We start from the raw sequence: 26,239 nt of genomic DNA on the forward strand, positions 1-26,239 counted from the left end.
ATGAAAATCGCCCATCTGACCTCCGCCCACCCGCGCCACGACATCCGCATCTTCGTCAAGGAGTGCAGCTCGCTGGCGGCGGCCGGCCACGAGGTGACGCTGATCGTCGCCGACGGCCAGGGCGAGGAAATCCGCAACGGGGTGCGCATCCACGATGTCGGCCCCAAGAGCGGCGGCCGTTTCTCGCGCATGACGGGCACCGTCAGGCGCGTTTACCAGGCCGCCTTGAAGCTGCGGCCGGACGCGGTGCATTTCCACGATCCGGAGCTGATTCCCGCCGGCGTGCGCCTGAAGCAGGCCGGCATCAAGGTGGTGTACGACGTGCACGAAGACGTGCCGCGCCAGATTCTGGCCAAGCACTGGATACCCGGCGCGGTGCGCCCGCTGGTGTCCAGCGGCTTCGAGACGCTGGAAGACTGGGCCGCGCGCCGCTTCGACGCCATCGTCACCTCCACGCCGCACATCCGCAAACGCTTCGAGAAGCTGGGCGCCAAGGCGCTGGACGTGTGCAACTTCCCGATCCTGGAAGAGCTGGTACGCGACACGCCGTGGGAAAGCCGCCGCAACGAGGTGTGCTATATCGGCGGCATCAGCCGCATCCGCGGCATCGAACCCATCGTCGCCGCGCTGCCGGACACGTCCACCCGGCTCAACCTGGCCGGGCCGTGGAGCGAGAGCGATTTGCGCGCCAAGGTGCAGGCCCAGCCCGGCTGGGCGCGGGTCAACGACCTGGGCGTGCTGGACCGCAAGGGCGTGGCCGAGGTGCTGGCCAAGAGCAAGATCGGCCTGGTGACCTTGTTCCCCACGCCTAATTACGTCGACGCGCTGCCGATCAAATTATTCGAATACATGGCCGCCGGCATGCCGGTGATCGCCAGCGACTTCCCCATATGGCGCGAGATCGTCGACGACGCCGGCTGCGGCGTGCTGGTGGATCCGCAAGACGCCGCGGCCATCGCCGCCGCCATCAACGCACTGCTGGGCGACGAAGCGCGCATGCGCGCGCTGGGCGAATCCGGCAAGCGGGCGGTGCTGAACAAATACAGTTGGGCGGCCGAGGCCGACAAGCTGGTGGCGCTGTATGCGTCCTTGTAAAAACTAAAGGATGATTTAGCTACGGAAGCAGATGGACAGACAGGGACGCATCGCTGTTGAAGTCTGGGAGGCGGCAGGTCGAGCCGTACTTGGGTTTTGTCCGTGTTGCTCCGTGTGTTTCCGTGGCTAATTACAAGATGAAGATACTGTATATCAACCACTACGCCGGCAGCCCGCGCCACGGCATGGAATTCCGCCCCTATTACCTGGCGCGCGAATGGGTGAAGGCCGGCCACGAAGTGAACATGCTGGCGGCCGACGTGTCCCACCTGCGGCAGAGCCATCCGCAGGTGGACGGCAAGTACCGCGACGAGGACATCGACGGCATCCGCTACACCTGGTGCAAGACGCGGCCGTATAGCGGCAACGGTGTCGGCCGGGTACTGAACATCTTCAGCTTCCTCGCCAAGGTGATGGGCTTGTCCAAGCGCTATCTCAAACAATGGAAGCCGGACGTGGTGATCGCCTCGTCCACCTATCCGCTGGACACCGTGCCGGCGGCGTGGATCGCCAACAAGACCGGCGCGCGGCTGGTGTACGAGGTGCACGACCTGTGGCCGCTGACGCCGGTGGAAGTGGGCGGCATGTCGCCCAAGCATCCTTTCATCCGCCTGCTGCAATGGGCGGAGGATTTCGGCTACAAGCGCGCGGACACCGTGGTGTCGATGCTGCCCTGCGCCAGGGACTACATGATGGCGCATGGCATGGCGCCGGAAAAATACGCGGTGATTCCCAATGGCGTGGACGTGGGCGAATGGCAGGGCGAGGCGCTGCCGCTGTCCGCCGAGCACCGGATGCGGTTGGCGGAGCTGAAGTCTCATGGCCGCTTCGTCGTCGGCTACGCCGGCGGCCACGGCCTGGCCAATGCGCTGGATTATCTGCTGGAGGCCGCGGCCTTGATGCAGGACGTGCCGGTGACCTTCGTGCTGGTGGGCGACGGCCCGGACAAGGCCGCCCTGGTGGCGCGCGCCGCCGAGCTGAAACTGAACAATGTGATGTTCCTGCCGTCCATCGCCAAGCGCAGTGTGCCGGCCTTCCTGGCCGAGTGCGACGCGCTGTACATAGGCTGGCGCAAGCTGCCGATCTACCGTTTCGGCATCAACCCGAACAAGCTGTTCGACTACATGATGGCGGGCAAGCCGGTGATCCACTCGGTGGAAGCCGGCAACGACATGGTGAAGGACGCCGGCGCCGGGCTGAGCGTAGGCGTGGAAGACCCGGCGGCCATCGCCGACGCGGTCAAGCGCATGGCGGTGCTGCCCTTGGCCGAGCGCGAAGCGATGGGCGCGGCCGGCAAGGCCTATGTGCTGGCCAACCACGATTACGCGGTGCTGGCGCGGCGCTTCCTGGCGGCGGTGAAGCTGTGATTTTGGCGTAGGGCGGAAGCCCGCATAGCGGGCGTTCCGCCGATGCCGGGCACTCGCTCAAGGGCTTGGTGAGGGATGGCGTTTGTTGCCGCTGCGCGGCGATGTTTGAAGCGCCGGTTTCGCCCGGCGGACGAGGTACTTTCTTTTGCTTCGCCAAAAGAAAGTACCCAAAGAAAAGGCGACCCGAGGCTGCTCGAAACCCCGTCCTGTTTCATGCCGCCAAGGCGCCGCCGAACTCGTCCCGCGCTAACGTCGCGGGACTCAAACAAAACGGCGGCTTAAAACCTTGGCGGCATGAAACATGACGGCTCGCGCCAACGGGAGGGGGGCGAGTCGGCGTCGTTAAGCGCGTAGGGCGGAAGCCCGCTATGCGGGCGTTCCGCCTTTGTTGAGATGAATCGAGTGATGGCGGAACGCCCCTTCGGGGCTTCCGCCCTACTAAGCTCAATCGAAACGTGGATCGAAAGTGGGCGATGGCTAATGTTCATTCAATTTGGAAAACATTGGGTTGGTCGTTTTACATCAGCGGGCTTTTGTATTTTTTCTTTGCGGGAGCGTTTTTCTCGTGGATAGGGTCCCAGTATAAGGAGCCGGAAGAGGCGAGGTTGAGTTATCACTCAGGTAAAATAACGGAAGTGTCTTTCCCAAGAAATAAACATCCTGGTCTACAAGTCGATTTAGTTTACAACTTGTATTGTTCTTTGGATGGTTGGGGAGAATGCTCCGCCTGTGCAATAGCTAAGCGTTGCAATGACGCAGGGAAAGTGCGGTCCGAAGAGGCATTTGGTTCCGCAGTGCAAGTCGGATTCTGGCCATCCCGTCGTTCAGGCGGAATGATTTACAGCCTTCGCGTGGATGGCAAATTAGTTTTCGATTACCAAGATGCTATCCAGCATTACCGACGAGAAAGTAGGTCGCTGCTCCAAAAAGGATTGATTTTTTCGGGGGTGAGTTTATTAATCATGCTTGCTCATGCTGCCTATTTTTTCCGTAATCGACGTAGTGTGGTGAGTGGATAGGGCGGAAGCCCGCTGTGCGGGTGTTTCGCCTTTGCTGAGATGAATAGCGTGATGGCGGAACGCCCCTTTGGGGCTTCCGCCCTACGCAAGATTTGGCAGGCCGCGCGCGTGGCGCGCGGCGATGGACAGGGATGGCGGCCGATTGCGGCCGCGCTAAGACGAAAGACTGGGAAATGAGCGAACAGAAATTCTTGCCGTTTGCCTTGCCGGACATCGGCGAGGAAGAGATCAACGAAGTGGTCGACGCGCTGCGTTCCGGCTGGGTGACCACCGGCCCCAAGACCAAGCAGTTCGAGGCTGACTTCGCGGCCTTCCTGGGCGACGGCGTCGAGGCGATCGCGGTCAACTCCGCCACCGCCGGCCTGCACCTGGCGCTGGAAGCCATCGGCATCAAGGACGGCGACGAAGTGATCGTGCCGTCCTATACCTTCACCGCCACCGCCGAAGTGGTGCGCTACCTGGGCGCGCATCCGGTGTGCGTGGACGTGGACGCCGCGACCTTCAACATCCGTCCGGATGCGATTCGCGCCGCCATCACGTCTAAGACTAAGGCCATCATTCCGGTGCACTTCGCTGGCCTGGCCTGCGAGATGGACGAGATCATCGCCATCGCCCGCGAACACGGGCTGAAAGTGGTGGAGGACGCCGCCCACGCCATGCCCACTTACTACAAGGGCAAGCTGGTGGGCACGCTGGATTCGGACGTGACCGTGTTCAGCTTCTACGCCAATAAGACCATGACCACCGGCGAAGGCGGCATGGTGGTGTCCAAGCACAAGGACATCATCGCCCGCTGCAAGGTGATGCGCTTGCACGGCATCAGCCGCGACGCCTTCGACCGCTATGTGTCCAAGACCCCGGCCTGGTTCTACGAGGTGGTGGCCCCGGGCTACAAGTACAATATGCCGGATACCGCGGCGGCGATGGGCATCCATCAGCTGAAGAAAATCCGCGGCTTCTACGACAAGCGCGAAGCCATGGCCCAGCGCTTCGACCGCGAACTGGCCGATCTGCCGCTGATCCTGCCGGCGCGCGCCAAGGACGAGGGCAGCAACCACGCCTGGCACCTGTACCCGGTGCGGATCCAGCCGGAAGCCGGCATCAGCCGCGACGACTTCATCGCCAAGATGGCGGAAAAGGGCATAGGCTGCTCGGTGCACTTCATCCCGCTGCACCGCCAGCCGGTATGGCGCGATGGCTACCAGCTGACGCGCGAGCAGTTCCCGGTGGCCGACGCGGCGTTCGAAGCCGAGGTGACGCTGCCGCTGTACACCCGGATGACGGACGATGACCAGACCCGCGTCATCGCCGCCGTGCGCGAGATACTGGGCGCATGAGCCAGCGGTTGGAAAAAGAGGGCGGCGAACTGCTGCCGCCCTGCTGCCGGCCGCGCCGCCACGGCTCGCGGCTGATCAAGCGCCTGTTCGACATCGCCGCTTCCGGCGCGGGCCTGGCTGTGCTGGCACTGCCGCTGCTGGCTGTCGCCTTGTGGGTGAAGCTGGATTCGCCGGGGCCGGTGTTTTTCCGCCAGGTGCGGGTGGGGCGGGGCGGCGCGCTGTTCCGCATCCATAAATTCCGCACCATGCAGGTGGACACCGAGCGCCAGGGCCAGTTGACCGTCGGCGCCGATTCGAGAATCACCGGCGCCGGCCGCCTGCTGCGCAAGACCAAGCTGGACGAGCTGCCGCAGCTGCTGGACGTGCTGTTCGGCGATATGAGCCTGGTCGGTCCGCGGCCGGAGGTGCCCAAATACGTGGCGCACTATCCGGCGGACGTGAAGGACATCGTGCTGTCGGTGCGCCCGGGCATCACCGACTGGGCGTCGATCCAGATGATAGACGAGAACGAGATACTGGGCCGCGCCGCCGATCCGGAGCGCGCCTATATCGAAGAAGTGCTGCCGGAGAAGCTGGCTTATTACGTGCGCTACGCCGAAACCCATAGCCTGTGGGAAGACATCCGCATCATCGTCGCCACCTTGATGAAGATCGTCAGCCGATGACCATCGCGATCCGATCCGCCGCGCAAGCCGATGCCGACGCCTTGGCCAGCATCTACCTGGCCTGCCGCCGCGCCATGGACTACGCGCCGCTGGCGCATGCTGAGGCGGCGGTGCGCGCCTGGTTCGCCGGCGTTTTGCTGCCATCGGGCGGCGTCTGGCTGGCTGAGCGCAATGGCGAGATCGCCGGCTTCGCCGCTTGCTCCCAGCAGGATGGCCAGTTTTGGCTGGATCAGTTGTATGTCGCCGCGCGGCATCAGGGCGCGGGCATCGGCCAGGCTTTGCTGGAGCAGGTGTTGGCGGGGCGCACGCCGTCCTGCCGCCTGCATGTGTTCCAGGCCAATGCCGGCGCGCGGCGCTTCTACGAGGCGCATGGATTCAAACTGCTGAGCCTGGGCGACGGCCACGATAACGAGGAACGCTGTCCGGACGCGCTATATCAATGGCGGCCGGATACGAAAGAATGACCATGTTTGAAAAACTGCTAGCCTTCTCCCGCCACAACAAGATGGCGATGCTGGCGCTGATGGACGCCCTGCTGCTGCCGCTGGCGCTGTGGAGCGCGGTGTTCCTGCGCCTGGGCGGCTATTGGGATCACAAGCTCAACCCGCACTTGTGGATCTTCATCGTGCCGCCCTTGTGGGCCATTCCCATCTTCATCAAGCTGGGCCTGTACCGCGCGGTGCTGAAGTATCTGGACGACAAGATCATCTATACGGTGTTCAGCGGCGTCACCTTGTCCGTGCTGGTGTTGCAGGGCGTGATCCAGATGTTCTCGATCTGGGCCATGCCACGCGCCTCGGTGGTGATCTTCTGGGTGTTCGCCATGGCTTATATCGGCGGCAGCCGCTTCCTGCTGCGCGGCCTGGTGCGGCGCATAGACGCCACCGACGCGCCGCGCGATCCGGTCATCATCTACGGCGCCGGCCGCGCCGGTGTGCAGCTGCTGCTGGCTCTGCAGGCCGGCCGCGAATACCGGCCCATGGCCTTCGTCGACGACAACCCTGAGCTGCGCCGCCGCACCTACCGCGGCGTGGCGGTGCACGCGCCGGACGAGCTGCCGCAATTGATCAAGGACACCGGGGCCAAGTGCATCCTGCTGGCCATGCCCTCGGTGGGGCGCGGCCGTCAGCGCGAGATACTGGAATCGCTGGAAAAGCTGCGGGTGCCGATCAAGCGCCTGCCCGGCATTGCGGATCTGGTCTCCGGCGAGGCGCGGGTGGAGGAGCTGAAGGAAGTGGAGATCGAGGACCTGCTGGGCCGCGATCCGGTGCCGCCCAAGGCCGAGCTGCTGGCGCGCAACATCAAGGGCAAGGTGGTGATGGTCACCGGCGCCGGCGGCTCCATCGGCTCCGAGCTGGCGCGGCAGATCGTCAAGAACCGGCCGTCGCGCATCGTGCTGTTCGAGCTGTCCGAGTTCGCGCTGTACAGCATAGACCAGGAGCTGGCGCAGATCGCGCCGCGGATTCCGCGCACGCCGATACTGGGCTCGGTCACCGACTACGACAGGCTGAGCCAGGTGATGCGCGCCTTCCGGGTGGAGACGGTCTACCACGCCGCCGCCTACAAGCACGTGCCGATGGTGGAGCACAACCCGGTGGCCGGCATCGTCAACAACGCCTTCGGCACAGACACCACCGCCCGCGCGGCGGAGGATTGCGGCGTCGATACCTTTGTCTTGATCTCCACCGACAAGGCGGTGCGCCCCACCAATGTGATGGGCGCCACCAAGCGCCTGGCGGAGCTGACGCTGCAGACGCGCCACGCGCGCGGCAGCCGCACCCGCTTCGTCATGGTGCGCTTCGGCAATGTGCTGGGCAGCTCGGGATCGGTCGTGCCGCTGTTCCGTCGCCAGATCCAGGCCGGCGGTCCGATCACGCTGACCCACGCCGACATCACGCGTTACTTCATGACCATACCGGAAGCGGCGCAGCTGGTGATCCAGGCCGGCGCGATGGGCGACGGCGGCGACGTGTTCGTGCTGGACATGGGCGAGCCGGTCAAGATCATCGACCTGGCGCGGCGCATGATCCACCTGTCCGGCCTGGAAGTGCGGGACGAGGAGCAGCCGGACGGCGACATTGAAATCCTGGTCACCGGCCTGCGTCCGGGCGAGAAGCTGTACGAGGAGCTGCTGATAGGCGACAACGTGCTGCCCACCGACCACGCCCGCATCCTGCGCGCCCAGGAGTACCATCTGTCAGAGGACGAAATGGCTTCGCTGCTGGCGCGGCTGCGCGATGCCTGCCAAAGGCTGGACGCGCCGGAAGCTTTCGCCCTGATGCAGGAAGCGGTGCATGAATTCCAGGCTGCCGAGGCCACCCAGGACTGGGTGACGCTGCAGGGCTGATCGCTCCCCCTCCCGCAATCAACGGCTGCAAGCTACCACTTGCAGCCGTTGTCTTTATCGAAGGCGTCCTTCAGCAACATGGGCGCGGCCAACAGGCCCAGGCTGGCATAGGCGTTTTTGCAATCTGCGCGCTGGGCGCTATCTATGCTGCTTGCCAGCTTTGCCTTGTCCGGGTCTTCGCGCAAAGGTTTGGCATTGGGGTTTTCCGGCTCCAGGCGGCGCATTTGCTGGCGCAAGCCTTCCATCGTCAGGCGAGGTTCGTCCTTGGCCGCGCTGGCGTCGGCTTTGCCTCGGCGCGGGTGAGCCCGCGCAGCCAAGGCGGGTGATTGGGCCGGAGCGGTCGGTCTTGCGGACGATTGGGCGGCGATGACAGGGCGAGCCGCGGCGGGCGGGATGGCCGGCGCGGGCTGGGCAAGGGCAGAAGCCGGCGCGCTTGGCGTAATCGGCAGAATCCTCACCTGCACGAGCGGCGTTTCGCGCCACGCCGGAACCGGGGTGTGGTCTATGCGCAGATACAGCAGCGTCAAGACATGGAGCAAAACGCTGGCGCCGATGGCCAGGGCGCGGCCGCGCCTTGGGCGGAGCGGCGGCTGGGAAAGAAGAGTGATCATCGGATAAATCTGAATATCTGGCCTTGATATGTCAATGGTCTAATTGTTGGCATTGTGTCGCGGAATGCGCGGGATGTGATAGAGCGCGGCGACGCCGGAAAGTGCCGCGCCGGTGTAACATCGGGCATCTCTCCCCCATGGACATCTGGCGATGGAAACCCGCTGGCTGGAAGATTTTTTGGTATTGGCCGACACCGGCAGCTTCACCCGCTCGGCCGAATTGCGCCATTTGACGCAGCCGGCGTTTTCGCGCCGCATCCGCGCCTTGGAGAGCTGGCTGGGCGCTGACCTGATAGACCGCACCACCTACCCGACCAAGCTCACCGCCGCCGGCAAGCTGCTGCAGGAACAGGCGGTGCCGTTGTTGGCCCAGCTCAATACCACCCGCACCATGCTGCGCGGCCTGCAGCCGCTGCCGCGGGGCACGCTGGAGTTCGCCGTGCCGCACACCCTGTCGTTCTCGTATTTTCCCAAGTGGCTGACGGCGGTGGAGCATGGTTTCGGCGAGCTGTCTTGCCGATTGCAGGCCAGCAATGTGCACGACGCGGTGTTGGCTTTCGTCGAAGGCGGCAGCGATTTCCTGATGTGCTACCACCACCCCAAGCAGCCGGTGGAGCTGCAGGACGCGCGCTACGGCGGCTTGCGCCTGGGCGCGGAGCGCCTGCGGCCGTATTCCATCGCCGCGGACGGCGCGCCACGCTACGCCTTGCCCGGCAGCCCGGAAGCGCCCCTGCCTTTCCTGGGCTATGCCAGCAACGCCTATTTCCGGCTGATGAGCGATCTGCTGCTGGTCAGCGGGCCGCAGCCGGCGCATTTGTCCTTGCGCTATGAAACCGATATGGCGGAAGGACTGAAGCAGATGGCCCTGGCTGGGCACGGCCTGGCCTTTCTGCCGGAAAGCTCGGTGGCCGCGGAATGCCAGGCGGGCCTGCTGGCGGCGGCAGGCGGCGACGAATGGAGCGTGCAGATGGAGATCCAGCTGTATTGCGATCTGCGCCACGCCAAGCCGGAACAGGCCGCTTTGTGGGCCTATCTGGCGGAGCGCTACCCGGCGGTGTGAGTCTGGCGTCCAGTGCAGGCAAGGCTTTGGCAGGGTTATGCATTTTCTGCATAACCCCATCCGCATTCGGAATTGGCCAAGCCGGCGGGGCAGGCATACAGTGCGTGGCATTGCAGGCCGCGATGACGGCCGCCTTGAGGAGACCCGCAGATGAACACCCGCATCGAACACGATTTGCTTGGCAACCGCGATGTGCCGGCCGACGCCTATTGGGGCGTCCATACCCTGCGCGCCATCGAAAACTTCCCCATCACCGGCCAGACCATAGGCGGCTACGGCGACCTGATCCGCGCGCTGGCCTGCATCAAGCAAGCCGCCGCCCAGGCCAACCGCGACCTCGGCATCCTGGAGCCCAAGCTGGCCCAGGCCATCGTTGCCGCCTGCGAGGAAATCCGCGCCGGCAAGCTGCATGAGCAGTTCGTGGTCGACGTGATTCAGGGCGGCGCGGGCACCTCCACCAATATGAACGCCAACGAGGTGATCGCCAACCGCGCGCTGGAGCTGCTGGGCCACGCCAAGGGCGAGTACCAATATCTGCACCCGAACGAGCACGTCAACCTGTGCCAGAGCACCAACGACGTCTATCCCACCGCGCTGCGTCTGGCCGCCTTCTGGGGCGTGCTGAAGCTGGTGTCGCGCATGGAGGTGCTGCGCAAGTCCTTTGAGGACAAGGCTGAAGAATTCAAGGACATCCTGAAGATGGGCCGCACCCAGCTGCAGGACGCGGTGCCGATGACGCTGGGCCAGGAATTCCAGACTTACGCCGTGATGCTGGGCGAAGACGAGCAACGCCTGAAGGAAGCCAGCGCGCTGATGCTGGAGATCAACCTTGGCGCCACCGCCATCGGCACCGGCATCACCGCGCATCCGGATTACGCCAAGCTGGTGTGCCAGCACCTGTCCGAGCTGATCGGCAGCCAGCTGATCACCGCGCCCAATCTGATCGAAGCTACCCAGGACTGCGGCGCCTTCGTGCAACTGTCCGGCGTGCTCAAGCGCGTGGCGGTCAAGCTGTCCAAGACCTGCAACGACTTGCGCCTGTTGTCGTCCGGCCCGCGCGCCGGCTTCGGCGAGATCAATCTGCCGGCGCGCCAGGCGGGTTCGTCCATCATGCCGGGCAAGGTCAATCCGGTGATTCCGGAAGTGGTGAGCCAGGTGGCGTATGAAGTCATCGGCAACGACATGACCATCACCATGGCGGCGGAGGCCGGCCAGCTGCAGCTGAACGCCTTCGAGCCGGTGATCGCCTACAGCCTGTTCCGCAGCGCCGGCCATCTGGCCAATGCCTGCGACACGCTGACCGAGCACTGCGTCAAGGGCATCACCGCCAACCGCGAGCGCTTGCGCCTGAGCGTGGAAAACTCCATCGGCCTGGTGACCGCGCTGAACCCGGTGATCGGCTATGAAGCCGCCACCCGCGTCGCCGCCGAGGCGCACGCCAACGGCAGCAGCGTGGCCGACGTGGTGCTGGCCCATGGCCTGCTGACCCGAGAGCAGCTGGACGACATCCTGCAACCGGAAACCCTGACCCAGCCGCGCTGGGTGACGCTGTAAACCGCTTTCTCTTTTCTCCTTTGTTTGACTCGTGATTCCCGGCGCCTTGTGCGCCGGCTTTTTTTTGCGCGCGTCCGGCGCTCGCCAGGCCTGGCGGCTTGCTCGATAATCCAAGTTTTGACCGGAGCGCGGCATGGCCCAAACCTATCTATTGAGCGAAGAACAATTGCAAACGCTGACGCCGCGCTTGCAGACCTATCTGGCGGAGCAGCTGGGCGTGGAGGCAGGCGGTTTCGAGGCCCGTTTTCTGCTGGACTTCCTGGCGCAGGAAATGGGCCGCGCAATCTACAACAAGGCCTTGCAGGATGCGCAAACGGCGTTGGCTGCGCGCATGGAGAGCTTGCAGGCCGCCATTTGGGAGCTAGAGAAATAGCGCGCGGACTGACCGCGGATTCAATTGGGGTTACAATTGCGCTTCCCCCAGATTTCCCATGTTGCCGAATGCTTTATTTGCGCTTGATGATGAGAGGCTTCCTGCTGGTGATGCTGATGGTGGTGCTCGGCTTCGCCTATGTGGCCTGGAGCATCGTCGAGTTTGGCCAGCCGGGCGAACAGGGCGGCGCCGACGCCGCCCTGGTGCTAGGCGCGGCCGCCTGGGGCCACAAGCCGTCGCCGGTGTTCCGCGAACGCATCAACCACGCGGTCAAACTGTACCAGAGCGGCAAGGTGCGCTGGATCGTATTCACGGGCGGCACGCCGGAGCCGGGCTACCCGGCCGAGGCCGATGTCGGCCGCGAGTTCGCCGCGCGCCAGGGCGTGCCGATGACGGCCATGCTGGTGGAAAACCAGTCGCGCACGACGTGGCAGAACCTGTCCAACGCGCGCGACATCGGCAAGCAGTTCGGCATCCGCTCCTACTTGTTGGTCAGCGACCCGCTGCACATGCGCCGCGCGGTGCTGATGGCCAATGACCTGGGCCTGCGCGCCTTTCCGGCGCCCACCCAGTCCAGCCGTTTCCGCACCTTGTCCAGTTGGTCGCGCTTCCTGGCGCGCGAAACCTGGCTTTACGTGGGGTATCGCGTGTTCCGCCAGCTGTCCTGAACGATGTGGATAAGTTTGAAGAAGCCTCATGGTTGTGGATAAGTGGCAAACGCGCTTTGCGCAAAGAAAAAAGCCGGCGTGAGCCGGCTTTCTTCATGCGCGAGGTGCGCTCGCTCAGGCGGTGTGCCACAGATCGATCAGCTCGCTGGCTTCCAGCGACTTCACTTCGGCGCGGGCCTGCAGCCAGGCGGTCAGTTCGCCGCGCAGCGCGTCGTCGATCTTGCGCTCGCTGACCGGGAAGGCCACGCCTTCCAGCTTGCCCTTGCCGTCGAAATGGCCGCCGAAGCTGATGCCGGCTTCGTCGACGCAGCTGAGCCAGCCATCCAGCAGCGCGTCGGCGTCCACGCCTTCATGCAGTTCGGCCACCAGGTGGAAGCCCAGCTCGCGGAATTCGCCCACGCGCATTTTCTTGCGCTGGCGGGCGTTCAGGCGTTTCAGGCGTTGGACGGAGTTGGGGTTGCGCGGGAAGGCCATGGGAAATCCTCGTTCTTCAAATCGGGCGATCATATCAGGTTTTGGCGCGCATTCCGGTTAAGATCATGCCGTGCGCGGCTGCGCGTTCACGATGGGAACAGTCCTGATGCAGATTTACACCATAGACGATTTCCGCCGCATGCCCTGGGCCAATGGCGGCGGCATGACTTGCGAGCTGTTCCGGCTGCCGCATCCGGCGCGGCCCGAGGCGTTCGCCATGCGCTTCTCCGTGGCCGAGGTGGAGAGCGGCGGGCCGTTTTCGCATTTTCCCGGCATTGATCGCCATTTGGGCCTGTTGGATGGCGGGGGCATGGCGCTAGAGCGGGATGATGGCGGCCATCTTCTTCTGGATGGGCTGGGACAGGTGGTGTCTTTTGCCGGCGAGATCGGGGTGCAATGCCGTTTGCTGGCGGGGCCGCTGCGCGATTGCAATCTGATGTTGGCGCGCGACTGGGGACGAGGCGAGCTGGCGCGGCTGGCGCCGGCCCATGGCGAGACCGTGCGGCTGGCGGCGGCCGATGTGGCGCTGCTCTACTTGCAGCGCGGCGAGTGGACACGGGACGGCCAGGCCCTGCCGAGCGGCGGGCTGCTGTTGCTGGAAAATGAGGCGGCCAGCCTGCTCGCCGGCCGCGGCGCGGTGGCCTGGCGCGCCACGGTCCGGCGTGTGCGGGCCTGAGGCGGCAACCAGAAAAAAGCCGGGCGCCTGCCCGGCTTCCGACGCGCGCAGAACCCTTACAGTCCCAGATCGCTCCATAGCGCGTCGACGCGGGCCTTGACCGCGTCGTCCATCACGATGGGCGTGCCCCATTCGCGGCTGGTTTCGCCCGGCAGCTTATTGGTGGCGTCCAGGCCCATCTTGCCGCCCAGGCCGGAGATCGGGCTGGCGAAGTCCAGGTAGTCAATGGGCGTGTTCTCGATCAAGGTCGTGTCGCGCACCGGATCCATGCGGGTGGTGATCGCCCAGATCACTTCCTTCCAGTCTCGGGTATTGACGTCATCGTCCACTACCACGATGAACTTGGTGTACATGAATTGGCGCAGAAAGCTCCAGCAGCCCATCATCACGCGCTTGGCGTGGCCCGGGTACTGCTTCTTGATGCTGATCACCGCCATGCGGTAGCTGCAGCCCTCCGGCGGCAGATAGAAATCCACGATTTCCGGAAACTGCTTTTGCAGGATGGGCACGAACACCTCGTTCAGCGCCACGCCCAGAATCGCCGGCTCATCCGGCGGCTTGCCGGTGTAGGTGCTGTGGTAGATCGCGTTTTCGCGCATGGTGATGCGATCTATGGTCAGCACCGGGAAGCTGTCTTGCTCGTTGTAATAGCCGGTATGGTCGCCGTATGGGCCTTCCATCGCCATGTCGTTGGGGTGGATGTGGCCTTCCAGGATGATCTCCGCCCGCGCCGGCACTTGCAGGTCCGAGCCTATGCATTTCACCAACTCGGTGCGGCTGCCGCGCAAGAGGCCGGCGAACTGGTATTCGGACAGCGTGTCCGGCACCGGCGTCACCGCGCCCAGTATCGTCGCGGGGTCGCAGCCCAACACCACCGCCACCGGATAAGGTTTATCCGGGTTTTGCTGGCGGAACTCGCGGTAATCCAGCGCGCCGCCGCGGTGGGCCAGCCAGCGCATGATCACGCGATTCCTGCCTATCACCTGCTGGCGGTAGATGCCCAGGTTTTGCCGCTTTTTATTGGGGCCGCGGGTGACGGTGAGGCCCCAGGTGATCAGCGGCGCCACATCGCCCGGCCAGCAATGCTGAATGGGCAATTTTTCCAGATCCACCGCTTCGCCTTCCCAGACGATGTCCTGGCACGGCGCTTTCTTGACTTCCTTGGGGGCCATGGACAGTACCTGCTTCAAGAGCGGCAGCTTGCCCCAGGCATCCTTCAGACCCTTGGGCGGCTCCGGCTCTTTCAGATAGGCCAGGGTCTTGCCTATCTCCCTGAGTTGCATCACATCTTCCGCGCCCATGCCCATGGCCACGCGCTCCGGGGTGCCGAATAGATTGGCCAGCACCGGGAAGTCGTAGCCGCGGCCTTCGCGGCGCGGTTGTTCAAACAGCAGGGCGGGACCGCCGGCTTTCAGCACGCGGTCGCCGATCTCGGTCATCTCCAGATGTGGCGATACCGGCGCGCTGATGCGCTTTAATAGCTGTTTTTGTTCGAGTTGGGCAATGAATTCCCGGAGGTCGGCATATTTCATGACTGTTTCATGATCTGGCGCAAAGTTGGCGGATGGGCGCTTGGATAATCTGGCTTCGGACGTCGCGCACGGCTGAGTTGGCCATTTTACTGGCAAAGGCAGCCAGCGTCAGGCTTGATTTTCTTTACCCTTGGAGAAAAAAAACCATGAAGAAGCTCGCACTCGCCGCCATGATCGGCATGATTTCCGCCAGCGCTTTTGCCGCTCAAGGCGACATCCTGGCCCGTTTCCGCGTGATCAATGTCGATCCGTCCGCCAGCTGGAGCAATTCTGGCGTGGTGCCGGGCCTGAGCGTCGATGCCAAGAACGACACCGTGCCTGAGCTGGATTTCACCTACATGATTACCAACAATATCGGCGCCGAGCTGATCCTGGGCACCTCCCGCCATAAGATCACCGCCAACGGCGGCGACATTGGCAAGGTGTCGGTGCTGCCGCCGACCCTGACCCTGCAATACCATTTCATGCCTGAGGCCACCTTCCGTCCGTATGTCGGCGCCGGTCTGAACTACACCCGTTTCTACAGCTCGGGCCTGAGTGCGCTGGGTACTCCGCTGAGCGTGAAGAACAACAGCTTCGGCCCGGCGCTGCAGGCCGGCGCGGATATCGCGATCAACAAGGACTGGTTCTTCAACGTCGACGTGAAAAAGCTGTGGATCCAGACGGACGTAACCGCCGACAAGCTGGCCGGGGCCAAGCTGGGCACGCTGCACGTCGATCCGTGGGTGTTCGGCATCGGCATCGGCACCAAGTTCTGATCTTCTCGATTTGCCGTGATCACAAGGACGCCGCCAGGCGTCCTTTTGTTTTGGCTTATGGCTTGTTTGATGACATTGGAATTGCATGTCCGTATCTGGCGTGCGGCGAGGTCGTCATGGCCGCTTGCAGTGAATTTCTAGGATTGCGCGGTGTCCCTGTTTATATGCGAGTCAGGCAGCAACTGCTTGCATACCCGTTGATGGCAGGATATCCGGCTCTGAAGAAGGCGCTTATCGTCGTTTTGCGCGTGGATGGATGTCGCATTTAGACAAATTTGTTGTCAAAAAGCATCAATTTTGTCCAGCCGAGAACGCGCGGCGTCAAGGAGGGTTTCCCGGCTTTTTTCATTGAAAAGAGCAACTTATGCCAATGGATAGCCATGCCATTTGCGCGATGTTCGAAAATAGGCTGAGGGCTTGAATTTGCTGGGGAATTCGCCGGCCTAGACCTATGAATTTTTGTTAAACTGGCGCCCTTTTTCGTGGCGGGGAAGATTCATGGCTCTCCTTGAAATCAAAAACGTGGTCAAGCGCTTCGGCGACTATACGGCCGTCAATGACGTCAGCCTGTCGGTCGAGGCGGGCGAGTTTTTCACCCTGTTGGGACCGTCCGGTTGCGGCAAGACCACCTTGCTGCGCATGCTGGCCGGCTTCGAGCAGCCGGACGCCGGCCAGATCCTGCTGGATGGCCAGGACATGTCGCAGGTGGCGCCGGAGAAGCGTCCAGTGCATACCGTGTTCCAGAGCTATGCGCTGTTCCCCCACATGACGGTGCGCGAGAACATCGCGTTTCCGCTGAAGATGGCCAAGTGGGACAAGGCCAAGATCGCCAGCCAGGTGGATCAGCTGCTGGCTGATGTGCGGCTGACTCAGTTCGGCAACCGCTATCCGCATGAAATGTCCGGCGGCCAGCGTCAGCGCGTGGCCATCGCCCGCGCCCTGGTGGACCGTCCGCGCCTCTTGTTGCTGGATGAGCCGCTGTCCGCGCTTGACGCCAAGCTGCGCGAGGAGATGCAGATCGAGCTGATCAATCTGCAGAAGGAAGTGGGCATCACCTTCGTCTACGTGACGCATGACCAGGGCGAGGCGCTGGCCTTGAGCCACCGCATCGCGGTGATGAGCCACGGCAAGGTGGAGCAGCTGGACACGCCGGAGAAGCTGTACAGCAATCCGAAGAACCGTTTCGTCGCGGACTTCCTGGGCCAGTGCAATGTGCTGGAGGGCGTGGTCAAGGCGCTGCACGGCGACAGCATGACCGTCTCTCTCAAGGGCTGCGGCGATGTGGTCTGCCAGGTGAAACCGGGCGTGAAGGAAGGCCAGCAAGGCTGGCTGGCGCTGCGTCCGGAAAAGGTGCGGCTGGATAAGACGCTGGCTGCCGCGGCGGACGAAGTCCACTTCAAGGGCCGCGTGCATGATTGCCTCTACCTGGGCGACGTCACCCTGTATGTGGTGGAGGTGGCCGATGGCGTGATGGTGGAGGCCATGCAGGCCAACAACATCCCGGGCGTCGCCAAGTTCTTCGACGACGGCGACGTGGTCGAACTCGCCTGGCGTTTCGACGCCGGCAGTTTCCTGACGGAGTAAGCCATGGCCATGCGCGATCGTTTCGGCAAGTGGGCGCTGTCCTGGCCCCCCTTGCTGTACCTTCTATTGTTCTTCCTGATTCCGTCGCTGATCATGCTGGTGGCGGCATTCCGCCAGCCCGGCGATTATGGCGGCCTGGCGCCGCTGTTCACCATGGAGGACGGCCAGCGCGTCTGGCAACTGACGCTGGACAACTTCCACCGCCTGGTGGAGGAACCGCTGTATCTGGAGCTGTTCGCCAAGTCGGCCGGCTACGCGCTGACCACCACCGTGGTCTGCCTGGTAATGGCTTATCCGCTGGCGTGGCTGATCGCCCGCTCCGGCAAGAAGTACCGCGACCTGCTGCTACTGCTGGTGATCCTGCCGTTCTGGTCCAACTTCCTGATCCGCATCTACGCCTGGATGATCATCCTCGGCCCGCAGTCGGCCTTCACCAAGGCGCTGAACACGGTGCTGGTGGCGATGGGCTTCGAGCCGGTGCGGCTGCTGTTCACCACCTTCGCGGTGATCGTTGGCCTGGTGTACGTGCATCTGCCCTTCATGGTGCTGCCGCTGTACGCCAATCTGGAAAAGCACGACATGGCGCTGCTGGACGCGGCGCAGGACCTGGGCGCCAACGCCTGGCAGCGCTTCTGGCGCGTGACCTGGCCGCTGAGCCTGCCCGGCGTGTTCGCCGGTTCCGCGCTGGTGTTCATCCCGGCGCTGGGCATGTTCGCCATTCCGGACATCCTGGGCGGCACCGAGTCCATCATGATAGGCAATCTGATCAAGCAGCAGATTCTGGACACCCGCGACTGGCCCTTCGGCTCCGTGCTGTCCATCATGCTGACCGGCGGCGTATTGCTGATCGCGGCGCTGGGGGCCGTGGTGGCCAGAAAGGGGAAGGCGCGTGGCTAAGAAACAATCTAAATGGCTGTGGGCTTCGGCCATCGTCACCTATCTGTTCCTCTACCTGCCGCTGTTCATCGTGGTGCTGTACTCGTTCAATAACTCGCGCCTGAACGCGGAATGGGTGGGCTTCACGCTGAAGTGGTACGACAAGCTGTTCCACGACGACAAGATGCTGACGGCCGCCGGTAACTCACTGGTGATCGGCATCCTGGCCAGCTTCTTTTCCACCATCCTGGGCACGCTGGCCGGCATCGCGCTGCATAAGTACAAGCTGAGGCTGCTGCCCTTCCTGGTGCTGACGCCGATCGCGATTCCGGAATTGCTGATGGGCGTGTCGCTGGTGATCTTCTTCGTCATCGTCAACCAGTTGATCGGCATTCTGGAGCTGGGCTTCGTCACCATCCTGCTGTCGCACATCGCCTTCTGCATCGGCTTCGTCGCCATCGTGGTGCGCGCGCGCATGCAGGGCATGGACGACAGCCTGGTGGAAGCGGCCCGCGATCTGGGCGCGTCCCCGTTCCAGGCCTTCCGCCTGATCACGCTGCCGGTGATCAAGCCTGGCATCATCGCCGGCGCGCTGATGGCGTTCACGCTGTCCATCGACGACTTTGTGATCACCTTCTTCACCGCCGGCGCCGGCGCCAGCATGCTGCCGCTGGAGATCTATTCGATGATCAAGATCGCGGTGACGCCGGAAGTGAACGCGGTGTCGTCCTTGCTGATGTTGCTGACGCTGGCGCTGATCGTCATCGCGTCCCGGGTGTCGCCCAGCGCGCTGCGCGCCAATGGCTGACGGATTCGGGCGGCATCGGGGAGAGGCTGCCCGCTTTTGCAGTACCACCATGCTGTGCCATACAAAGGAAACAATATGAAGAAGATACTCGCGCTGTTGGCGCTGGCAGCGTCGACCCACGCGTTCGCCGCCGATGAACTGCATCTGTACAACTGGAACAACTACCTGTCCGAAGCCGCGGCCAAGAATTTCGAAGCCTATTGCAAGTGCAAGCTGGTGCAGGACTACTACGGCGACAATGAAGAGATGCTGGCCAAGCTGGCCGCCGGCGCCAAGGGTTACGACATCGTGGTGCCGACCGGCTTCGCCGTCGACGCGCTGATCAAGCAGGGCAAGGCCCAGCCGCTGGACAAGGCCCAGCTGCCCAACTTCAAGAACCTGAACCCGGGCTATCTGAACAGCTTCTTCGACAAGGGCAACAAGTACTCCGCCCCGTACGCCTTCACCACCACGCTGATCGGCTACAACGAGACCAAGCTGAAGCAGCTGGGCCTGGGCGACAAGGTCAACAGCTGGGCGCTGATTTTCGATCCGGCGCTGCTGGCCAAGATCAAGGGCAAGATCACCGTGCTGGATTCGCAGCGCGAGCTGGTGGCCGCCGCGCTGATGTATCTGGGCAAGCCGGCCAACTCCACCAATCCGGCCGACTGGAAAGCCGCCCGCGACGTGATCCTGAAGGCCAAGCCGTACTGGGCCGCCTTCAACAACCAGTCCTATATCAAGGAGCTGACGGTCGGCAATATCTACGTCGCCTTCGGTTACTCCAACGATATGTTCCAGGCGCAGCAAGATGCGAAGAAGGCCAAGCGCAGCTTCGCCATCAACTTCAGCCTGCAGAAGGAAGGCAACACGCTGTCGCTGGATAACTTCGTGGTGCTGAAGGATGCTCCGCGCAAGGACCTGGCCTACAAGTTCATCAACTTCATGCTGGACGGCAAGAACGCCGCCGGCCTGACCAATGAGCTGGGCAACGGCAACCCCAACGCCGCCGCCGGCAAGTTCGTCAAGACCGAGCTGACCAAGATCCCGGCCATCTTCCCGACCGCCACCGACCTGCCGCGCCTGCAGCAGCTGCATGATCTGAATTCTAAGGATCGCCGCGAGCTGAACAAGGTGTGGTCCGAGATCAAACTGAAGTAAGCGGATACGCCATGCAATAGAAAGGCCGGGAAGTTTCCCGGCCTTTCTTTATATGTGCGCTCAGTTCAGATGCAGCCGCAGCAGCTGGCTGATCTTCTCCACGCGGTAATCGACGTGGGCCGGTTTGCGCGGCTCATGGCTGACCCAGATCGTGGTCATGCCCAGCTCTTTGGCCGTCAGCAAATTGGGCAGGGAGTCTTCCACCATGATGCAGTGGGCCGGGTCCAGGCCTTCGCGTGCCAGCACGGTCTGAAACGCGCCCAGATGAGGCTTGGGAATATAGTTGAGCTGGTCTACGCCATAGATGGATGAAAAGTGGTGCTGGATCTTCATTCTTTGCAGAATGCCTTCGACGTAATGCTGGGGGCCGTTGGACAGGATGATCTTGCGGCCGGGCAGGGTGGCCAGGCTCTCGGCCAGCCGGTCTTCAAACTGCAGCCATTGCGCCAGCACTTCCACCGGGTGGGTGTCGATCAGGAACTGCTGCGGGTCTATGCCGTGATGGGTGGTCAAGCCATGCATGGTGGCGCCGTATTGCGCCCAGTAGCGCGAGCGCAGCGCGCAGGCTTGCTCCTCGTCCACGCCGAGGTGGCGCATCATATATTCGGTCATCAGGGTGTTGATATGGTCGAAGATGCCGCCGCTGGCGTGATGCAGGGTGTCGTCTAGGTCGAAAATCCAGGTTTTATGGTTCACGTTGGCGCTGCATGGGCTAATGAAAGGGGGAGGCTGATTATCCCTGTGGGGCGGCTTTCCGGCCAGTGGATGCGTTTCTGCCGTCTTCCTAAATTATAGTTTTGTTACAAATCAGTTGCTTAGGGTGATTGAGTGAAATTCTTTCAACTTTTCTCGCAAAAGGTGTTGACGAGGTTTAGGCCCGGGCGTATAGTTCGCCTCCTCAGCTGACGCAGCGAACGAAACGGCGGAAACGAAACGGTTTCCGGTGCGACGAAAACAGCGTCCAGCACTGCTCTTTAACAGAACGAATAACCGATAGGTGTAAGTGCTTGGTGAAAGCCAAATACTTGCACTGCAAGAGACAAGAGATACTTGTTTATTTCTTTGAACTTGCGTGCCAGAAAATTGCTATGAGATTGAACTGAAGAGTTTGATCCTGGCTCAGATTGAACGCTGGCGGCATGCTTTACACATGCAAGTCGAACGGCAGCACGGGAGCTTGCTCCTGGTGGCGAGTGGCGAACGGGTGAGTAATGCATCGGAATGTACCGTGTAATGGGGGATAGCTCGGCGAAAGCCGGATTAATACCGCATACGCCCTGAGGGGGAAAGCGGGGGATCGAAAGACCTCGCGTTATACGAGCAGCCGATGTCTGATTAGCTAGTTGGTGAGGTAAGAGCTCACCAAGGCGACGATCAGTAGCGGGTCTGAGAGGATGATCCGCCACACTGGGACTGAGACACGGCCCAGACTCCTACGGGAGGCAGCAGTGGGGAATTTTGGACAATGGGCGCAAGCCTGATCCAGCCATGCCGCGTGTCTGAAGAAGGCCTTCGGGTTGTAAAGGACTTTTGTCAGGGAGGAAATCCCTAGCGCTAATACCGCTGGGGGATGACAGTACCTGAAGAATAAGCACCGGCTAACTACGTGCCAGCAGCCGCGGTAATACGTAGGGTGCAAGCGTTAATCGGAATTACTGGGCGTAAAGCGTGCGCAGGCGGTTGTGCAAGTCTGATGTGAAAGCCCCGGGCTTAACCTGGGAACGGCATTGGAGACTGCACGACTAGAGTGCGTCAGAGGGGGGTAGAATTCCACGTGTAGCAGTGAAATGCGTAGAGATGTGGAGGAATACCGATGGCGAAGGCAGCCCCCTGGGATGACACTGACGCTCATGCACGAAAGCGTGGGGAGCAAACAGGATTAGATACCCTGGTAGTCCACGCCCTAAACGATGTCAACTAGCTGTTGGGGGTTTGAATCCTTGGTAGCGTAGCTAACGCGTGAAGTTGACCGCCTGGGGAGTACGGCCGCAAGGTTAAAACTCAAAGGAATTGACGGGGACCCGCACAAGCGGTGGATGATGTGGATTAATTCGATGCAACGCGAAAAACCTTACCTGCTCTTGACATGTACGGAACTTGGTAGAGATATCTTGGTGCCCGAAAGGGAGCCGTAACACAGGTGCTGCATGGCTGTCGTCAGCTCGTGTCGTGAGATGTTGGGTTAAGTCCCGCAACGAGCGCAACCCTTGTCATTAGTTGCCATCATTCAGTTGGGCACTCTAATGAGACTGCCGGTGACAAACCGGAGGAAGGTGGGGATGACGTCAAGTCCTCATGGCCCTTATGAGCAGGGCTTCACACGTCATACAATGGTCGGTACAGAGGGTCGCTAAGCCGCGAGGTGGTGCCAATCTCATAAAACCGATCGTAGTCCGGATCGCACTCTGCAACTCGAGTGCGTGAAGTCGGAATCGCTAGTAATCGCAGATCAGCATGCTGCGGTGAATACGTTCCCGGGTCTTGTACACACCGCCCGTCACACCATGGGAGTGAGTTTCACCAGAAGTGGGTAGGCTAACCGCAAGGAGGCCGCTTACCACGGTGGGATTCATGACTGGGGTGAAGTCGTAACAAGGTAGCCGTAGGGGAACCTGCGGCTGGATCACCTCCTTTCTAGAGAAGGCGATCGCCAAGCACTTACAGCCTATCGGTTATTCAAGTTAAGGGCATTTTCGATGAAAATCGGCGCAGCTCTGCGTTGAAAGCTTCCTCGTGTACTCGATGTACACGTCGTCAGCTTTCGCCTGGATCTGCTTGATTTTGATCGAAAAGGATGTGGTATCAAACGACTACTGGGTTTGTAGCTCAGCTGGTTAGAGCACTGTGTTGATAACGCAGGGGTCGTAGGTTCGAGTCCTACCAGACCCACCAGTATTTTTTGGGTCAGGCAAGGCGCGAAGGAGCGACATGTGCTTATGCACATGAGCGACTGAGCAACGCAGCATCACCCAAAAAGAGGGGGATTAGCTCAGTTGGGAGAGCACCTGCTTTGCAAGCAGGGGGTCGTCGGTTCGATCCCGTCATCCTCCACCATCGCAAACAAAATCGAATTCGGAAGAGTTGGATTCTGTTTGCGTTGTATAAACGCCCGATCTTTAACAAACTGAAGAAGCCGAATATATAAAGACGGCGAGATGAAGATGCAGAGTTAATTCTGTGCATCAACAAATCGTCATCTTGGGTATTTGATTGTATCTAAGGCTGCGTCGCCATATCAAAAGGGGCGGTGCAGTCGTCGCACAAACACTCTCTGTTGTTGCGGTAATTTAGGTTACTGAAATGATAGGGTCAAGCGACTAAGTGCATCTGGTGGATGCCTTGGCGATCATAGGCGATGAAGGACGTGTAAGCCTGCGAAAAGCGCGGGGGAGCTGGCAATAGAGCTTTGATCCCGCGATGTCCGAATGGGGAAACCCCTCCGCAAGGAGATCCCTGACTGAATCCATAGGTCAGAGGAGGCGAACCGAGTGAACTGAAACATCTAAGTAACTCGAGGAAAAGAAATCAACCGAGATTCCGTAAGTAGTGGCGAGCGAACGCGGAACAGCCTGACTGTGTTATGAGTTGCGTTAGTGGAATGGAATGGAAAGTCCAGCCGTAGTGGGTGATAGCCCCGTACACGAAAACGCATCGCAAGAACTAAGCAGTCGAGAAGTAGGGCGGGACACGAGAAATCCTGTCTGAAGATGGGGGGACCATCCTCCAAGGCTAAATACTCATGATCGACCGATAGTGAACCAGTACCGTGAGGGAAAGGCGAAAAGAACCCCGGGAGGGGAGTGAAATAGAACCTGAAACCGGATGCATACAAACAGTGGGAGCGGACTTGTTCCGTGACTGCGTACCTTTTGTATAATGGGTCAGCGACTTACGTTCAGTAGCAAGCTTAACCGAATAGGGGAGGCGTAGGGAAACCGAGTCCGAATAGGGCGATTGAGTTGCTGGGCGTAGACCCGAAACCGAGTGATCTATCCATGGCCAGGATGAAGGTGCGGTAACACGCACTGGAGGTCCGAACCCACTAGTGTTGCAAAACTAGGGGATGAGCTGTGGATAGGGGTGAAAGGCTAAACAAACTCGGAGATAGCTGGTTCTCCCCGAAAACTATTTAGGTAGTGCCTCATGTATCACTTCCGGGGGTAAAGCACTGTTATGGCTAGGGGGTCATTGCGATTTACCAAACCATGGCAAACTCTGAATACCGGAAAGTGCGAGCATGGGAGACAGACGGTGGGTGCTAACGTCCATCGTCAAGAGGGAAACAACCCAGACCGCCAGCTAAGGTCCCAAATGATCAGTTAAGTGGTAAACGAAGTGGGAAGGCCTAGACAGCCAGGATGTTGGCTTAGAAGCAGCCATCATTTAAAGAAAGCGTAATAGCTCACTGGTCGAGTCGTCCTGCGCGGAAGATGTAACGGGGCTCAAACTGATAACCGAAGCTGCGGATGCACAGTTTACTGTGCGTGGTAGGGGAGCGTTCTGTAGGTCTGTGAAGGTGTCTCGTAAGGGATGCTGGAGATATCAGAAGTGCGAATGCTGACATGAGTAGCGATAAAGCGGGTGAAAAGCCCGCTCGCCGAAAGCCCAAGGTTTCCTACGCAACGTTCATCGGCGTAGGGTGAGTCGGCCCCTAAGGCGAGGCTGAAAAGCGTAGTCGATGGGAAACGGGTTAAAATTCCCGTACTTTTATGTAGTGCGATGTGGGGACGGAGAAGGTTAGGTCAGCAGACTGTTGGAATAGTCTGTTCAAGCCGGTAGGCTGGGGTGGTAGGCAAATCCGCCGCCCCTTAAGGCCGAGAAGTGATAACGAGGGTCTACGGACCTGAAGTGACTGATACCACGCTTCCAGGAAAAGCCACTAAGCTTCAGCTACATAAGAACCGTACCGCAAACCGACACAGGTGGGCAGGATGAGAATTCTAAGGCGCTTGAGAGAACTCAGGAGAAGGAACTCGGCAAATTGATACCGTAACTTCGGGAGAAGGTATGCCTGTTGAGGTGTAGTGACTTGCTCACGAAGCTTTGACAGGTCGCAGAGAATCGGTGGCTGCGACTGTTTAACAAAAACACAGCACTGTGCCAACACGAAAGTGGACGTATACGGTGTGACGCCTGCCCGGTGCCGGAAGGTTAAGTGATGGGGTGCAAGCTCTTGATCGAAGCCCCGGTAAACGGCGGCCGTAACTATAACGGTCCTAAGGTAGCGAAATTCCTTGTCGGGTAAGTTCCGACCCGCACGAATGGCGTAACGATGGCCACACTGTCTCCTCCTGAGACTCAGCGAAGTTGAAGTGTTTGTGAAGATGCAATCTCCCCGCTGCTAGACGGAAAGACCCCGTGAACCTTTACTGTAGCTTTGCATTGGACTTTGAACAGACTTGTGTAGGATAGGTGGGAGGCTTTGAAGTCAGGACGCTAGTTCTGATGGAGCCGTCCTTGAAATACCACCCTGGTGTGTTTGAGGTTCTAACCTTGGTCCGTGATCCGGATTGGGGACAGTGCATGGTAGGCAGTTTGACTGGGGCGGTCTCCTCCCAAAGTGTAACGGAGGAGTTCGAAGGTTACCTAGGTACGGTCGGAAATCGTGCTGATAGTGCAATGGCAAAAGGTAGCTTAACTGCGAGACCGACAAGTCGAGCAGGTGCGAAAGCAGGACATAGTGATCCGGTGGTTCTGAATGGAAGGGCCATCGCTCAACGGATAAAAGGTACTCCGGGGATAACAGGCTGATACCGCCCAAGAGTTCACATCGACGGCGGTGTTTGGCACCTCGATGTCGGCTCATCACATCCTGGGGCTGTAGCCGGTCCCAAGGGTATGGCTGTTCGCCATTTAAAGTGGTACGTGAGCTGGGTTCAAAACGTCGTGAGACAGTTTGGTCCCTATCTGCAGTGGGCGTTGGAAGTTTGACGGGGGCTGCTCCTAGTACGAGAGGACCGGAGTGGACGAACCTCTGGTGTACCGGTTGTCACGCCAGTGGCATTGCCGGGTAGCTAAGTTCGGAAGAGATAACCGCTGAAAGCATCTAAGCGGGAAACTTGCCTGAAGATGAGACTTCCCTGGAGGCTTGACCTCCCTGAAGAGTCGTTCGAGACCAGGACGTTGATAGGTCGGGTGTGGAAGCGCTGTGAGGCGTGAAGCTAACCGATACTAATTGCTCGTGAGGCTTGATCCTATCATTTGAGTGGCTTGGGGAACCAAGACGCGAGATAGAGTGTGTGCGACACAATTGAATACCGAATATTCAGAATCAGAGAACCTCTCTGGTTCAGGC

21 protein-coding genes, 2 tRNA genes and 2 rRNA genes are annotated in these 26,239 nt (G+C 60.8%); 21 read left to right on the forward strand and 4 right to left on the reverse strand.

What is annotated here, in order from left to right; translation table 11 throughout:
• The 7 genes from FYK34_RS19640 (at position 1) to FYK34_RS19670 (ending at position 7,830) form a co-directional block, all read left to right on the forward strand.
• Positions 1-1,095 (forward strand): glycosyltransferase family 4 protein, encoded by a 1,095-nt coding sequence (locus FYK34_RS19640; protein WP_149299440.1) that lies wholly within the window; start codon positions 1-3, stop codon positions 1,093-1,095.
• 137 nt (positions 1,096-1,232) lie between these two features.
• Entirely contained in the window at positions 1,233-2,462 is a 1,230-nt protein-coding gene (locus FYK34_RS19645; RefSeq protein ID WP_149299442.1) for a glycosyltransferase family 4 protein, read from the forward strand.
• A gap of 473 nt (positions 2,463-2,935) precedes the next feature.
• Entirely contained in the window at positions 2,936-3,481 is a 546-nt protein-coding gene (locus FYK34_RS19650) for a hypothetical protein (protein WP_149299444.1), read from the forward strand.
• A gap of 173 nt (positions 3,482-3,654) precedes the next feature.
• Positions 3,655-4,818: a DegT/DnrJ/EryC1/StrS family aminotransferase gene (locus FYK34_RS19655; RefSeq protein WP_149299446.1), complete on the forward strand. Its 1,164-nt coding sequence runs from the start codon at positions 3,655-3,657 to the stop codon at positions 4,816-4,818.
• Positions 4,815-5,483, forward strand: a complete 669-nt coding sequence (locus tag FYK34_RS19660; RefSeq protein WP_269203842.1) for a sugar transferase — start codon at positions 4,815-4,817, stop codon at positions 5,481-5,483. The genes FYK34_RS19655 and FYK34_RS19660 overlap by 4 nt, the downstream gene beginning before the upstream one ends.
• Positions 5,480-5,947, forward strand: a complete 468-nt coding sequence (locus tag FYK34_RS19665) for a GNAT family N-acetyltransferase (RefSeq protein WP_149299448.1) — start codon at positions 5,480-5,482, stop codon at positions 5,945-5,947. The genes FYK34_RS19660 and FYK34_RS19665 overlap by 4 nt, the downstream gene beginning before the upstream one ends.
• A gap of 2 nt (positions 5,948-5,949) precedes the next feature.
• Entirely contained in the window at positions 5,950-7,830 is a 1,881-nt protein-coding gene (locus FYK34_RS19670; RefSeq protein ID WP_149299450.1) for a polysaccharide biosynthesis protein, read from the forward strand.
• 32 nt (positions 7,831-7,862) lie between these two features.
• On the opposite strand, the gene FYK34_RS19675 is transcribed toward FYK34_RS19670, so the two are convergent.
• Entirely contained in the window at positions 7,863-8,441 is a 579-nt protein-coding gene (locus FYK34_RS19675) for a hypothetical protein (protein WP_149299452.1), read from the reverse strand.
• A gap of 151 nt (positions 8,442-8,592) precedes the next feature.
• Between FYK34_RS19675 and FYK34_RS19680 the strand changes: the two genes are divergently transcribed.
• From FYK34_RS19680 to FYK34_RS19695, 4 genes are all read left to right on the forward strand, one after another.
• Positions 8,593-9,501, forward strand: a complete 909-nt coding sequence (locus tag FYK34_RS19680) for a LysR family transcriptional regulator (protein WP_149299454.1) — start codon at positions 8,593-8,595, stop codon at positions 9,499-9,501.
• A gap of 150 nt (positions 9,502-9,651) precedes the next feature.
• A complete protein-coding gene (gene aspA / locus FYK34_RS19685; RefSeq protein ID WP_149299457.1) occupies positions 9,652-11,055 on the forward strand; it encodes an aspartate ammonia-lyase in 1,404 nt (467 codons plus the stop codon).
• Positions 11,056-11,188: 133 nt separating this feature from the next.
• Positions 11,189-11,428, forward strand: coding sequence for a DUF2164 domain-containing protein (locus FYK34_RS19690; protein WP_149299459.1), 240 nt, complete (start codon positions 11,189-11,191; stop codon positions 11,426-11,428).
• Positions 11,429-11,517: 89 nt separating this feature from the next.
• On the forward strand, positions 11,518-12,096 hold the full coding sequence (locus FYK34_RS19695; protein ID WP_231137320.1) for a YdcF family protein: 579 nt from the start codon (positions 11,518-11,520) through the stop codon (positions 12,094-12,096).
• A 114-nt stretch (positions 12,097-12,210) separates the two neighbouring features.
• On the opposite strand, the gene FYK34_RS19700 is transcribed toward FYK34_RS19695, so the two are convergent.
• Positions 12,211-12,570, reverse strand: a complete 360-nt coding sequence (locus FYK34_RS19700; RefSeq protein WP_149299463.1) for a YggL family protein — start codon at positions 12,568-12,570, stop codon at positions 12,211-12,213.
• 106 nt (positions 12,571-12,676) lie between these two features.
• Here FYK34_RS19700 and FYK34_RS19705 point away from each other — a divergent pair, with 106 nt between their 5' ends.
• Entirely contained in the window at positions 12,677-13,246 is a 570-nt protein-coding gene (locus FYK34_RS19705) for a HutD/Ves family protein (protein ID WP_168209812.1), read from the forward strand.
• A 56-nt stretch (positions 13,247-13,302) separates the two neighbouring features.
• Here the strand turns inward: FYK34_RS19705 and ubiD are convergent, their stop codons facing one another.
• A complete protein-coding gene (gene ubiD / locus FYK34_RS19710) occupies positions 13,303-14,778 on the reverse strand; it encodes a 4-hydroxy-3-polyprenylbenzoate decarboxylase (RefSeq protein ID WP_149299467.1) in 1,476 nt (491 codons plus the stop codon).
• A 146-nt stretch (positions 14,779-14,924) separates the two neighbouring features.
• Here ubiD and FYK34_RS19715 point away from each other — a divergent pair, with 146 nt between their 5' ends.
• From FYK34_RS19715 to FYK34_RS19735, 5 genes are all read left to right on the forward strand, one after another.
• The gene (locus FYK34_RS19715; RefSeq protein ID WP_149299469.1) at positions 14,925-15,536 is read left to right on the forward strand and encodes an OmpW/AlkL family protein; all 612 of its coding nucleotides are present in this window, start codon (positions 14,925-14,927) and stop codon (positions 15,534-15,536) included.
• A gap of 498 nt (positions 15,537-16,034) precedes the next feature.
• Positions 16,035-17,120, forward strand: a complete 1,086-nt coding sequence (locus tag FYK34_RS19720; protein ID WP_149299471.1) for an ABC transporter ATP-binding protein — start codon at positions 16,035-16,037, stop codon at positions 17,118-17,120.
• Between the two features lie 3 nt (positions 17,121-17,123).
• The gene (locus FYK34_RS19725) at positions 17,124-18,017 is read left to right on the forward strand and encodes an ABC transporter permease (RefSeq protein ID WP_231137321.1); all 894 of its coding nucleotides are present in this window, start codon (positions 17,124-17,126) and stop codon (positions 18,015-18,017) included.
• Positions 18,010-18,804: an ABC transporter permease gene (locus FYK34_RS19730; protein WP_168209813.1), complete on the forward strand. Its 795-nt coding sequence runs from the start codon at positions 18,010-18,012 to the stop codon at positions 18,802-18,804. The genes FYK34_RS19725 and FYK34_RS19730 overlap by 8 nt, the downstream gene beginning before the upstream one ends.
• A 75-nt stretch (positions 18,805-18,879) precedes the next feature.
• Positions 18,880-19,944 carry an ABC transporter substrate-binding protein gene (locus tag FYK34_RS19735; protein ID WP_149299473.1) on the forward strand — a complete coding sequence of 355 codons (1,065 nt, stop codon included), beginning with the start codon at positions 18,880-18,882 and terminating at the stop codon, positions 19,942-19,944.
• 60 nt (positions 19,945-20,004) lie between these two features.
• Here the strand turns inward: FYK34_RS19735 and FYK34_RS19740 are convergent, their stop codons facing one another.
• Positions 20,005-20,640, reverse strand: a complete 636-nt coding sequence (locus FYK34_RS19740; protein WP_149299475.1) for a pyrimidine 5'-nucleotidase — start codon at positions 20,638-20,640, stop codon at positions 20,005-20,007.
• A 400-nt stretch (positions 20,641-21,040) separates the two neighbouring features.
• On the opposite strand from FYK34_RS19740, the gene FYK34_RS19745 reads away from it, so the two are divergent.
• The 4 genes from FYK34_RS19745 (at position 21,041) to FYK34_RS19760 (ending at position 26,140) form a co-directional block, all read left to right on the forward strand.
• Positions 21,041-22,578: ribosomal RNA gene (locus FYK34_RS19745) — 16S ribosomal RNA — on the forward strand.
• 181 nt (positions 22,579-22,759) lie between these two features.
• Positions 22,760-22,836: transfer RNA gene (locus FYK34_RS19750), tRNA-Ile, on the forward strand.
• Positions 22,837-22,922: 86 nt separating this feature from the next.
• Positions 22,923-22,998, forward strand: a tRNA-Ala gene (locus tag FYK34_RS19755).
• Positions 22,999-23,251: 253 nt separating this feature from the next.
• Positions 23,252-26,140 (forward strand): 23S ribosomal RNA (locus tag FYK34_RS19760).
• The 16S and 23S rRNA genes sit together here with 2 tRNA genes alongside, the layout of an rRNA operon.
• Positions 26,141-26,239: the final 99 nt, after the last annotated feature.

The sequence above is a fragment of the Chromobacterium paludis genome, from assembly GCF_008275125.1.
Lineage (GTDB): Bacteria > Pseudomonadota > Gammaproteobacteria > Burkholderiales > Chromobacteriaceae > Chromobacterium > Chromobacterium paludis.